Source organism: Candidatus Aramenus sp. CH1 (genome assembly GCA_022678445.1).
Classification (GTDB): Archaea; Thermoproteota; Thermoprotei_A; order Sulfolobales; family Sulfolobaceae; genus Aramenus.
Map to the genome: position 1 here is coordinate 194901 of JALBWU010000007.1, position 11737 is coordinate 206637.

At 48.0% G+C, this 11737-nt stretch carries 16 protein-coding genes; 6 read left to right on the forward strand and 10 right to left on the reverse strand.

Annotated features, from left to right (window positions below):
- The first annotated feature begins 226 nt into the window (after positions 1–226).
- Together MPF33_07095 and MPF33_07100 are read left to right on the forward strand one after the other, a co-directional pair.
- Positions 227–862 carry a Snf7 family protein gene (locus MPF33_07095; GenBank protein MCI2414991.1) on the forward strand — a complete coding sequence of 212 codons (636 nt, stop codon included), beginning with the start codon at positions 227–229 and terminating at the stop codon, positions 860–862.
- Positions 863–898: 36 nt separating this feature from the next.
- Complete coding sequence (locus tag MPF33_07100) at positions 899–2047, forward strand: tryptophan--tRNA ligase (GenBank protein ID MCI2414992.1); 1149 nt, start codon at positions 899–901, stop codon at positions 2045–2047.
- Here the strand turns inward: MPF33_07100 and cbp1 are convergent.
- Positions 2016–2468, reverse strand: coding sequence for a CRISPR DNA repeat-binding protein Cbp1 (gene cbp1, locus MPF33_07105; protein ID MCI2414993.1), 453 nt, complete (start codon positions 2466–2468; stop codon positions 2016–2018). The two genes, MPF33_07100 and cbp1, sit on opposite strands and share 32 nt — an antisense overlap.
- A 161-nt stretch (positions 2469–2629) precedes the next feature.
- On the opposite strand from cbp1, the gene MPF33_07110 reads away from it, so the two are divergent.
- Both MPF33_07110 and MPF33_07115 read left to right on the forward strand, forming a co-directional pair.
- Positions 2630–3325 (forward strand): DUF72 domain-containing protein, encoded by a 696-nt coding sequence (locus MPF33_07110; GenBank protein ID MCI2414994.1) that lies wholly within the window; start codon positions 2630–2632, stop codon positions 3323–3325.
- A complete protein-coding gene (locus MPF33_07115; protein ID MCI2414995.1) occupies positions 3322–3876 on the forward strand; it encodes a LysE family transporter in 555 nt (184 codons plus the stop codon). The genes MPF33_07110 and MPF33_07115 overlap by 4 nt, the downstream gene beginning before the upstream one ends.
- On the opposite strand, the gene MPF33_07120 is transcribed toward MPF33_07115, so the two are convergent.
- Positions 3871–4218, reverse strand: coding sequence for a MarR family transcriptional regulator (locus MPF33_07120; protein MCI2414996.1), 348 nt, complete (start codon positions 4216–4218; stop codon positions 3871–3873). The genes MPF33_07115 and MPF33_07120 overlap by 6 nt on opposite strands.
- Before the next feature lie 99 nt (positions 4219–4317).
- Here MPF33_07120 and MPF33_07125 point away from each other — a divergent pair, with 99 nt between their 5' ends.
- Positions 4318–4527, forward strand: a complete 210-nt coding sequence (locus tag MPF33_07125; protein ID MCI2414997.1) for a hypothetical protein — start codon at positions 4318–4320, stop codon at positions 4525–4527.
- On the opposite strand, the gene MPF33_07130 is transcribed toward MPF33_07125, so the two are convergent.
- Genes MPF33_07130 through MPF33_07160 form a run of 7 tightly spaced genes read right to left on the reverse strand, consistent with a single transcriptional unit; the run spans position 4517 to position 8229 of the window.
- Positions 4517–5410 (reverse strand): Mrp/NBP35 family ATP-binding protein, encoded by an 894-nt coding sequence (locus tag MPF33_07130; GenBank protein ID MCI2414998.1) that lies wholly within the window; start codon positions 5408–5410, stop codon positions 4517–4519. The two genes, MPF33_07125 and MPF33_07130, sit on opposite strands and share 11 nt — an antisense overlap.
- Positions 5400–5972, reverse strand: a complete 573-nt coding sequence (locus MPF33_07135) for an adenylate kinase family protein (GenBank protein ID MCI2414999.1) — start codon at positions 5970–5972, stop codon at positions 5400–5402. Before MPF33_07135 ends, MPF33_07130 begins: the two co-directional genes overlap by 11 nt.
- Entirely contained in the window at positions 5969–6130 is a 162-nt protein-coding gene (locus tag MPF33_07140; GenBank protein ID MCI2415000.1) for a hypothetical protein, read from the reverse strand. The genes MPF33_07135 and MPF33_07140 overlap by 4 nt, the downstream gene beginning before the upstream one ends.
- A gap of 5 nt (positions 6131–6135) precedes the next feature.
- A complete protein-coding gene (locus tag MPF33_07145; protein MCI2415001.1) occupies positions 6136–6684 on the reverse strand; it encodes a rhomboid family intramembrane serine protease in 549 nt (182 codons plus the stop codon).
- Positions 6681–7364 carry a peptidase M50 gene (locus tag MPF33_07150; GenBank protein MCI2415002.1) on the reverse strand — a complete coding sequence of 228 codons (684 nt, stop codon included), beginning with the start codon at positions 7362–7364 and terminating at the stop codon, positions 6681–6683. Before MPF33_07150 ends, MPF33_07145 begins: the two co-directional genes overlap by 4 nt.
- Before the next feature lie 28 nt (positions 7365–7392).
- Positions 7393–8010, reverse strand: coding sequence for a hypothetical protein (locus tag MPF33_07155; GenBank protein ID MCI2415003.1), 618 nt, complete (start codon positions 8008–8010; stop codon positions 7393–7395).
- A 60-nt stretch (positions 8011–8070) separates the two neighbouring features.
- Entirely contained in the window at positions 8071–8229 is a 159-nt protein-coding gene (locus MPF33_07160) for a hypothetical protein (GenBank protein MCI2415004.1), read from the reverse strand.
- A 92-nt stretch (positions 8230–8321) separates the two neighbouring features.
- Between MPF33_07160 and MPF33_07165 the strand changes: the two genes are divergently transcribed.
- On the forward strand, positions 8322–10796 hold the full coding sequence (locus MPF33_07165) for an MMPL family transporter (protein ID MCI2415005.1): 2475 nt from the start codon (positions 8322–8324) through the stop codon (positions 10794–10796).
- A gap of 5 nt (positions 10797–10801) precedes the next feature.
- Here the strand turns inward: MPF33_07165 and MPF33_07170 are convergent, their stop codons facing one another.
- A complete protein-coding gene (locus tag MPF33_07170; GenBank protein MCI2415006.1) occupies positions 10802–11659 on the reverse strand; it encodes a transcriptional regulator in 858 nt (285 codons plus the stop codon).
- Positions 11660–11737 lie beyond the last annotated feature (78 nt).

Below are 11737 nucleotides of genomic sequence, written 5' to 3' on the forward strand. Positions count from 1 at the left end.
AACTGTTTATTCTCCGGGAATTTAAAGGGGTTTGTCCTCTTTTGTATTCCCATAAAAGCCTTTACCCGTTTCCAGTCCCCCTTAAACGCGAAAATACCTCCTCATTACCCTCCGTTCACCAACTTCCAGGAGGAGTGAAAACGTCCTAGGAAAACGTCGGTTGAGAAGGGCACCATATTACATTTCTTGACTCTTAAAAGCCAAACAGAACAATATTGTAGTTAAGATGCTCGGTAAAAACTTCCAAAAGTATTGGGCTGGATCGGAAGAAAAGGCCATTTGGGGAGGAGTAAAGGGCGTATTTAAGGGGAGGCAGCCCCTTAAGTACAAGCTCGTTCAAGCTCACTACCAGTTGCGCTCCATGATAAGCAGGCTCGACGCTTACATAGGGAGGATGCAGGAGAGGGACAAGATACTCTTTGAGAGGGTCGTTGAGGCGCAGATGGCTAAGGACACAGCAAGGGCAGCGATGTACGCAAACGAGGTGGCTGAAATAAGGAAGATAAGCAAACAGCTGTTGATGACGCAGATAGCCCTTGAGCAGGTGGAGCTAAGGCTCGAGACCGTTAGCGAGATAGGCGATGTCTTTGTGAACCTAGTGCCAGTGGTGGGAGTGATCAACGAGCTGAGAGGAGTGTTGAAGGGAGTTATGCCGGAGCTATCCGTGGAGTTAGGTGCCCTAGGAGAAGGGCTACAGGAGGTGGTAGTGGAGGCCGGAGACTTCGCAGGAGCCTACTCGTACTCCTCGGCGCCAACTGCGGAGGCAAGGAAGATTCTGGAGGAGGCATCTGCCATTGCAGAGCAGAAGATGAAGGAGAAGTTCCCCGACCTTCCTGCAGCCACCCTAACCCAAAAGGCATAAAAACGCTTTTTTATTCTACTCTGTATCCTCATTTTTGTGGAAGGCGAAAATTACACTGTTACTCCTTGGGAAGTTAAGGGTAAGGTGGACTACGACAAGCTCATAATCCAGTTTGGTACACAGAAGGTCACCGAGGAGCTGAAGCAGAGGATATCGAGGCTAGTTGGAGGAGACCTTCACGTAATGTTGAGGAGGAACGTGTTCTTCTCCCACAGAGACCTCGACCTAGTCCTAAAGGACTACGAGGAGGGGCGCAGGTTTTTCCTCTATACGGGGAGGGCGCCCTCACTAGGGATGCACATAGGCCACCTCATCCCCTTCATATTTACCAGGTGGCTCCAGGAGAAGTTCAAGGTAAATCTCTATATAGAGATCACAGACGACGAGAAGTTCATGAGGAACGTTGACTACACGCTGGACCAGACGAGGCAGTGGGCCTACGAGAACATCTTGGACATAATAGCTGTCGGCTTCGACCCAGACAGGACTTTCATCTTCCAGGACACGGAGTACATAAAGAACATGTACCCCATAGCCGTTAAGATAGCAAAGAAGCTGACCTTCAACGAGGTAAAGGCGACCTTTGGGCTGGACACCTCTTCTAATATTGGCATAATCTTCTACCCTGCCCTCCAGATAGCCCCGACTATGTTCGAGAAGAGGAGGTGCTTGATCCCTGCAGGTATCGACCAAGACCCCTACTGGAGGCTCCAGAGGGACATAGCGGAGAGCCTTGGTTATTACAAGGCAGCGCAGATACATAGCAAGTTCCTCCCACCGCTCACGGGACCAGAGGGGAAGATGAGCTCCTCAAACCCGGAGTCCGCCATCTACTTGACGGACGACCCAAAGACTGTCGAGAGGAAGATCATGAAGTACGCCTTCTCCGGTGGCCAGCCAACAATTGAGCTCCACAGGAAATACGGCGGTAACCCAGACATCGACGTGCCTTTCCAGTGGCTCTACTACTTCTTTGAGCCCGACGACAACAGGATAAAGAAAATAGAGGAGGAGTATAGGTCTGGGAAGATGCTCACGGGGGAACTAAAGCAGATCCTAATAGAGAGGCTAAACGAGTTCCTGGAGCAACACAGGCAGAAGAGGGAGGAAGCTAAGGACAGGGTAAGGCTGTTCAAGTACGAGGGCAAGTTAGCTACTGAGATGTGGAATAAGATTCATGAGTAGGCTTGTAAATGTTTAGTTTCTTTAAGTAATACACTACAAGGTTTGTGGAGACGTCTAGCTGTTTGGCTATCTTGTAGATGGACGCCCCGCTCTTGTACATTTCCTCTATCACCTTGATCTTGTCCTCGCTCAACCTCCTCTTCCTCTTTACGAGGCCGTACCTCCTCAGTATCCTGAGTACAGTGTTGGAGTTCACTCCAAGCTCCTTGCTTATCCTGTTTGCGCTGTAGCCCTTCTTCCCCAGCTCTACTATCTTTTCCTCGGTCTCCTTGGGCAGTTTCCCCCTGAACTGGACCCCCGCGTCCTTGAGCAGTTTCCTAGCCCTAGAGTAGCTGAGGTTTAGCTGTTGGGCTATCTTCCTTATGCTCATCCCTGCCTCGTACAGCTCCTTAGCCTTCCTAATCATTTCCTCCTCTTGCATAATTATGCCTCTCCACTATGCTCTTTAAATTTTTTCCAAAATCTTTTTTAATACATGACGCATTTTCTCGTCTCATACAAAATAAAAATTCTTAATGTTGAATTTTTTATGTTATTGGGTAATTTTGAAAGCTTTTAAGCGGAGTTGGAGATGCTGATGTAATGAAAGTTGGAGTTTGCTCCGTGAGTAGAAAGTACGCGAAGATTTTCGACGTGCTCGAGGTCCAGAAGACCTTCTACGACGAGGTGAGCCAAGAGGAGCTCAAGAGGTGGAGGGGGTACAGCGATAAGGTTGAGTACACCGTTAAGGCGTTACAAGTCATAACCCATACCTACAACTCCAACTTCGCCAAGATGAGGAGGTTTAAACTAGAGGACAAGGCAAACGCTGGTGACTTTAAGCTAAACAAGGACACGGAGAAGGCGTTGGAGGTCACCTTAGAGGAGGCTAAGGTTCTAGGCTCAAGGATAATCGTTTTTCAGAGTCCGCCCTCCTTTTCCCCGACTAGGGAGAACGTGGATAACATAAGGCAGTTCTTCTCGGTGGTGGACAGGAACTTCATTTATGGCTGGGAGCCAAGGGGGGTGTGGTACGCTAACGTGGATCTACTTCTCGAGGTATTAAGGAACATCAAGGCGATACACGTAGTTGACCCGTTTAGGCACGACCCCCTCTACGGGGAGGTAAAGTACTTCAGACTACACGGCATAGGGGGAGGAGAGGTTAACTATAAGTACGACTACACGGAGGAGGACTTGCGCAAGCTCAAGGAAAAGGTGGACGAAAAATCTTATGTCCTCTTCAATAACGTATACTCCGTCAAAAACGCTCTGAGGTTCAAGGAGATCACGTCATGATATCCTTCGCGCTAGGTGTTTTGCTCGGTATGTCCATGGCAGCTCCACCTGGTCCAGTTAACGCCATGATCTTGAGGGAGTCGATGAAGTCCAAACTCCACGGCAGTAGCGTGGGATTTGGCGCCATGACTGCGGACTTCATATTCTTTCTAGTGGTCTACTTCATAAGGGCCGACATACCACCGCTGGCCTTGAAATTCCTTTACTTGGTGGGTGGGTTACTCCTGCTGTTTTTAGCCTACCTTACCCTCAAGTCTAGTCCCTCCGTCAAAACGTCTGTCAGGGGGAACTACTTTACCGGGCTTGTTATGGGCTTGACCAATCCATACCAGATCAGTTGGTGGGTGACGATAGGGATCTACATGATAGACAGTTTGGGCGCGTTGAGCGTCTTGGGCTTCTTTTCTGGGATAGTGGTCTGGGTCCTCACATTTCCCTACTTCTCCAACTTATACGTAAAAAGGTACGTCAAATACGTAAACTTTGTGTCCTTTGTCATCCTGGCTTCTTTCGGAGCTTACATCTTGATCCAGGGTATAAGGCTTTTATAAAGAGCGGATTATGTTTTCGAGGTCCTTGCAGAGCTCCTTTGCCCTGCTGATCATCTTGGAGATCACTTCGTCCTTGTTTATGTAGTATATGTACTTTGGCCTCCCGCCCTTAGAGCCGGAGCTCTTCTGTTTCTCCACGAGGCCGGCGTCGGAGAGGCGCTTTAAAATCAAGCTCGCCCTGCTCTTGCTTATCCCCAGCTCGGAGGAGACGAAGTCCACGTCTTTTCCTTCGTTGCTCTTGACTATTTTCATGAACGCCTCTACGTCCGCCTCGGAAAGGCCGTATCCCACCATCAAGAATCTCTTTAATATGACGCTTTTTTCAGTAATTTCAATACTCATTTAACTTTTCACCATAAAGATTTTAGTTTTTATTGTTTTTAAAGTTATTTCCATAAGCGTAACCTTAATTTTTTATTGGTGTAGCAGGAAATAATACCTATGAACCAAGAGCTGAAGGAAAAAATCATTGAGGTACTCAAGACAGGGGACAAGACCTCCACGGAGATCATGAGGGAGCTCCTCAAGCAAGACGTCAACTTTAACGCAGTTGAATTCAGGGAGACCTTGGCTGAAATGGTAAGGGAGGGTATAGTGGAGAAGTACCCAGTCTACGAGACCAAAAGGTTTTACTTCCGCGTTAAGAGGTAGTGCCCTTTTCCACTATGTTGATTACCCTGTCAGCTATGTTAAGGAACTCCTTAGAAGTGGGAGAGTCGACGTACTTCAGGAAGAACGGCTCCCCAGCGTCATTTGCCTCAGCTATCCTCGGATCTAATGGCACTTGTCCTAAGAGGGGAACTCCCATCTCCTCCGCCATCTTCTTTCCCTTGTTCTCTCCGAAGATGTAGTACGGCTTCCCGTCAGATGGGCACACGAAGTAGCTCATGTTCTCTACTATGCCGAGTATCCTGGTGTTTACTGTCTTTACGAAAGTGATCGACTTCTTAACGGCGAGGGTAGAAACCTCAGAGGGTATTGTGACTATGACCGCTCCAGTTATGTCCGGGAGTAGTTGGGCCACAGATAACGCCTCGTCTCCTGTGCCCGGGGGCATGTCCACCACTAGGTAATCTAACGTCCCCCAGTTTACGTCGCCTAGGAATTGCTTTATTGCAGTGTGCTTTATCGAACCCCTCCACACCACTGGGGTGTCGTCCCTTGGAAGGAGGAAGTCTATTGAGACCACCTTTATTCCGAAGGGTCCCTGCACTGGGTTTATTCCCTTGTCATCTGCGGTGAGTACTTGCCCCCTTACTCCTAGCATTTTGGGGACCGAGGGTCCGTGGAAGTCGACGTCTACTATACCCACGGTTTTTCCAGAAGCGGCCAAAGCCATAGCCAGATTCGATGAGACGAAGGACTTGCCAACGCCTCCTTTTCCGCTGAGCACGATTATCTTGTACTTCACGTTTTTCATCCTCATCTGTATCTTCATGTCTGCTGCAGGGACTTGTGGCTGGGCCTTCCTAAGGTCCCTTGGTTGCCTTTGTGGTTGCTGTGGGGACTGGATCCTAAACGGATTACTGCTCATTATGATATACGTTATCGTGAGAGGTAATAATTTTATCTAATTTGAGCAGGAGATCTTCGACCTCAGGGGAGGAAAGCCAGTCTACGTCCTTGTTGCACTCACCTTTCTCTACCATGGAAATTACCTCTTCCGTCGTCTTCTCGCTTACGTCGATCTCACAGACGCTTTGGAACCAGTCCTTAGCCTCCTGACTCACCACTCCCAAGATCTCCGCCTCTACGTTCTCCGCTACCTTGAGGTCGTTCCATCCCCTCTTCTTAAGCTCTTCGTATAGCTTTAGTGGGTTCTTCCTCAGGAGGATCACCTTGTCCGCCCTGTCCAAGAGCGAAGGGTATATGGTCTCTACGACGACGTCGCGTAGGCGTTCCACTTCCCTGTTGACCTTCTCTATTACGCTCTCGTCTATGTTGTACGTCTGCCTTTCCTCGTCGTAGTTAACGTAGAGTTTGTTTTCTATGATAAACTGGGAAACCGAAAAATAACTCAAGTTGTACCTCTTCGCCAGTTCCTTGGCTACAGTTGTCTTGCCTACTCCTGGAGTTCCCGAGACTAGAATTATCATCTATACGCTAGGATGAACTCAATAATAAATAACGCTAACGAGGTGCCTATGAGGAGCAACTTCACCTGCTTGTCTCCTTCCCCCTTGGCAATCTCGTAGAGTCCGTAGGGCATCATTGCTATGCCTATGATTAGTAGAGCCTCTTCTATTAAGTTCATGAGGTCTAGGCTTCTCCGCTTCTCTTTAAAAGATAAGGGGTCGCTAAAGCCAGTAGTACTCCTGTGAGAATTCCCCCCAGATGGGCGACGAAGTTGACGTGGGGTATGACGTCGCTCAAGATAAATACGAAGAGCAATATGCCCAAGCCGTTGTAGTCGACCCTGTGCATCTCTACCATGTCTTCTATCACGTAAAAGGCAAAGACGCCGAATATCCCCCCAGAAGCTCCCTCACTTGCAGTGAAAGGAGGGAAGAAGAAAAGGGTAAAGACGTTGCCTACTAGCCCAGAGAGGAGGAACACCAAGTACTCGAACTTCCCCGCCCTCGATCCAAACAAGTAGTAGATAACGCCTAACGAGAAGAAGTTGAAGAAGAAGTCCAGGAAGCTGTTTGTCACGAATATTGAGGTAAGCAGGCTGAAGTAATCCCCTCTGAGTACCAAGTAGTTCACTTGTATTAGGTAGTAGAAGGTAGGGTTGCCAGTTAAGTAGAGGAGATTTCCTACTAAAAAGCCCAGGAGGACAGCTATCATTAGGGCTATCGTAGTTTTCATATCTGACCAGTGAAGATCATCATAGCTACAGCCGCTATAATCATTGCTATCCAGGCACCTATGTTCCACCTAAACACCTTAAGCCCGTCCAGTATCCAGAAGGGTAACAAGTTGAAGAAGGCCACCACGGCGTTAAAGGCCGATATATAGAATAGAAAGAAAGACGCTAGGCCAGAGGTAGTCAAAGCTAGTATGTACGTGGCTAGTATGTACGTGAGAATGGAAATAGCCAAGTTGGTCGCAGGACCAACAGCAGCGGACTTACCCTCTATCTCTCTATTTGTAGAGAAAAACCTACACGAGAGTAGCGTGTACCCTGAGAAGAAGACCAGCCCAAAGACGGGCAATATGTTGATTAGTAGCGTGTACCCTGAGAAGAAGACCAGCCCAAAGACGGGCAATATGTTGATTACGGTGGTGGTCAGAAACCCGGTGAAGCTAACGGTAAACCTGGAAAAGCAACCGTATCTTCTAGCCATTTGCCTGTGCGCTAGCTCATGTGGGATTACCGCGATAACTGCCGCAGTTATTACTGCCGGTATGACAAACGGAGCTAGTGGACGTGAGATGATGAAATATAGCGGTATTGCTTTCACAGCTATCGAAAGTATAGCTAACAGGAAGGATGTCGGCTCACTTAAGTTTCTAAATCTCCACTCTAACTCATCCAAAGTAGCCAAATTTGGTCATAAATGTATGGATTTTCAGCTATAAAATACTGCTCACGCCCAAGTTTTCTTTCCCAACGTCGTTCACGTACTTCAGGTTGGTGGAGTCCACCATCCATATGACCGCGTTAAGGTCCTTGTTGACCGCAAGCAGGTAGTCACTCTGCTTGGCTCTAACCAATCCCTCAAACCTCAGTTCCTTCATCTTTCTAAAGGCGTTGAATGCCTCGAAAACCAGGAACTTGTAGAGAAATGGCATAGTTATTAGAGCGTCCTTATACTTATTGACGTCTTTCATGACTTTCTCCACTTCCATGTTTATCAATTTCGAGTCTATTAGGGTCACCTTGCTGACGTCCTTGAAGTTGCTTATGACCGCGAAGAGCTTGGTTTGATAATTGGGGAAGTTGACCCAAAATTCGAACACCCTAGAGAACACCTCTGGTCCCTCTGGAACGTTTAACCTCTTATAATACACTGAGTAGCTAGTGACCCTCTCCTCGAAGTACGCAGTGACCCAGTTTGCGAAAGCCTTACTCCCTATTCCCAAGTTCCTCAGTTCCTCGGCCATACCCTTGGAGAATGCAACTAGGTGCCCGTCGTCCGTTATTACCTTTTCCTCTGAGTTGACTATCATGTCTACGAATATCTCAAACATTCTAAAAGAAAAGTTTCAAACAGACGTTTATAAGCATTTTCTGTAATGAAGAAAAAGACTTTACATTTTCAAGTACATGGAGTATATCTCTGCCTCTATTTTCATGTTCTTAGCAATGATCTCGTTAATTACCCTCTTGTCCTCCGTCGTCGGGTTGGCGGAGCTTATGATCTTCTCCACTTCCTCGAGTAGTTTAAGGGCGTCCTTTAGAGACGACATAAGTAATTTCTTCCTTCATGAGATAAATAGGTTCCAGTCGTAAAATTGGTATTTCCCAAACGATTTTAGCAAAGCTATTATCAATTATACATGTGTACTCCAAACTACTTTTACTCGTCCCTTGGATAGTCCTCCTAGTTATCCTAGTCCCTTTCGCGCTTAACATACAGAAGGACTTCGTGTACAGCGACTCACCCTTTCTAGGAAAGGAGTACCAGAGCGTCGTGGTAGACTACATCGTTTCTCAGTACTTTAAGCTAAGTGAAAACTCAAGCATATACGTAATAGTAAACGGAACGTATAACCAGAGCTACGAAGAGGTTAAGTCAAACTTGAAGTACCTCCAAGACTACGTCCTAATAACGCCTTACGAGTACGTGGAACAGGCAAACAAGACCTATCTAAAAGAGGTCTCCCCTGAAGTAGAGAACATCACCTCGTCTCTGGAGCCGCTTCACCAACTTTACTTGAACTTGAGCAGAGAGAGACAGCTCCTCCTGGACAACTTCACTTACTTCGAGTATCAGCTCAACGTCACCTACGGTATACCTACAGGGAGTTTCCACTCCAATTCCTCAGATGCGCTAACCTTCAGCCTGGTATATCAGAGGTTGCTAGAGGAGGGGTACTCACAGCTCGACGCTTCGAGGAAAGCTGGGCTCTTCGTGTTCAAGGACCCATACGTCTTGCTCTTCTCCTTTAGTAACTACAGCAATTTTTCCCACGCCTACAACGCGTTATCGTCCTTCAATAACTACTCTTACCTAGTCTACCTGCTCACCGGTAAGCCCGTCCCAAACGAGGCGTTAATAGATCCGGAGCAGTTTGCGGTAAGCGAGATAGAGAAGGAGCTACCCCCTCCGCCAATTTCGATCTCCGACTTCCACAAGGGCAACGAGTGGCTCTTCATAGTCGTGGTTCCGAAAAACGAGAGCTTGACTTCAGTGGAGGAGTTCATACAGCATGTTAACGGGTCTGTAACAGGCCACTTGGCCATCTACGCCCAGTCCGCCTATTACACTCAAGGTAACTTGGAGATTATAGACGTAGTGACAGTTCTGCTGGTGGGGGCCCTCCTCATAGCGTTGTTACGCTCCCTAGTGCCCATACTATTGCTCATCACTTCTGCAGTAATCGGAGTGGTTCTAGCTTACGGAATTCTGCACATCCTAACGCTCTTCGGCTACCAAGTTTACTACATCTCTGGGTTAGTCATCCCTCCCATAGTATTTGGAATAACCGTTGACTACTCCATCCTCTTCGTCTACCGTTACTTTGAGGAGATAAGGAAAGGTGCAAAAGACCCGCTGAAGACAGCGTTTAAGACAGCGGGTAGAGGTGCGATCTTTAGCGGGATAAGCATAACAATAGGCTTTGCCTCCTTTGTAATCTCATCATCCCCTCTATTGAGGAACATAGGGGAGGCGTTAATAGTAGCGTCGGTATCCTCCATAGTTCCCGCAGTCATGTTCAACTATACCGCGTTGATGGTAATCCCCCAGAGGGTGTTGGGCTTCCCTAGGAGGGAGGTGCCCAACCCCACTGATACTAGGCAAAAGTACTTGGAGAGCGCGGCTAGGTACTCCATATCCAAGAAGGTGGTAGTTGTATCAGCGATGCTAGCCTTAGCCCTGCTCTCCTACTTTATCTTCGCCACCCATCCCAGCAACGTGGACGTGAACGAGATCGTCCCGAGCTACTCGTCTTCAGTTAGGGGTCTAGGACAACTGGGCTCGCTCTTCAACTACAGCGTTGACTATGTGTTAATAAAGGGGAACCCTAACTCTACCTACGGAGAGGTCGCAGCTCTAGCCAAGAAGGTAATTTCCGAGGGAGGGCTAGCCTATAGCCCCTTCTCTATAGGCAAGAAAGTCCTTAACAAGAGCGAATACGTGGGAGGCTTCTACAGTCACAACTACACTCTAGTTGAGGTTTACATACCTTACCCAGTGTTCAGTCAAGGGGCAATAAACTTGACAAGGGAGCTCATAAACCAAGGCTACATGATGGGGGGAAGCAACGCCCAGAGGATAGACATAGTAGATAACACAGTCTCCATTTACTACTCCGAGGTCTTGCCCCTCACAATAGGTCTCATAACCTTGTACCTCTTCCTGGTACTGGGCTCGGCAATAGTCCCAATAAGGCTAAGCTTGACCCTCTTGGTCAGCTCCCTAGTAGGGGTGGCTGTAATGGATGCGGTGTTCCATAGTCCCTATTGGCTGTCGCCCTTAATAGTGTTTGCCCTGCTCTTTAGCCTTGGAATAGACTACGACATGTTCATTATCTTGAGGATAGTGGAGGAAAGGGGAGAGGAAGAGGAAAGAATAGTCTCGGGGGTAAAGAACACTGGCCTAGTGGTAACTACCGCAGGCCTTATACTCTCGGGTGCCTTCTTCTCCCTCGTGTTCACCAACATGAAGTTCCTGCAGGAGATAGGCTTTGCCGTGAGCTTCTCGGTGCTCTTCGACACGTTCGTGGTGAGACCCATCTTTGTACCGGCAATCATGGCAGTGCTCAAGAAGTACAATTGGTGGCCTAGGGTTAGGAGGCTGTTATCCAGCTAAATAGTTCACGTGTTCTTTGGCTGAACCCCCCCTTCTAATATCTCCCTATACCTTCTGGAGACGTTTATCACCTTTCTCGCTACCTCCAGTGGGTCTGAGCCAAAGACGTAGGTTATCGGCTCGATCCCCTTACCTCCCAAGTGTATAACGGCGTCTTCCCCGTTGTAAGCTTTTACTATCTCCTCAGCTATCTCCTCATCGTTCGCGTAGTCTCTTGGTCCCGCTTCGACGTATCTCAGCCCTACACTCTTCATGGCCTCTAACACGTTTTTATCGAACTTTATATTCATGACTGACCTAACCTTGGGGAACCTCTTGTTCACGTGAATGAGTATGATTGCCAAGTGCCTGCTCCCTCCCCACATTGGCTTCGATACTGGGGTAGGTAGCCCCCTGACCTTTGCTATCCTGCCGGGTACAGCTATCACGTCAGCCACGTCATGGGGGTTCCTCTTGGAGAAAGCAATGTTACTAAGTACCTCTGGGATTAGGAGCCCGATCGTTTCGTTCTGCAACATGGATATAGCCAATGAGATCTCCTCTTCTTCGTCCTCCCTGTAAAACGACTCGCATATGTTACAGTCCAGGGGTATTGTGGGGTTTACGCGCCTATGGTAATTACAGAACTTCAGCTCGCTCAGCATCTTCAAGCCCTGCATGGTCACGAAGTACATGGTATCCTTGACGTTGTTCTTTACCAATATTTCGGTAAGCTCATCTAGGAACTCCTGGATTTCCTTGTCACTGAGCCCAAGTTCCCTGAGCTTTTCCGAGTATATCTCCTCCTTCACGTCTAAGTACTGCTTTACTGCAGGTTGAGTGACTCCCAGGAGGGAGGCTATCTTAGTCTGGCTTATGTTCATGGTTCTTAGTCTCTTCGCCTCCAAAGCCCTTATATTCGGCAGGAGAACATTAGTAATCAGAGATATGGGAGTTTCCAA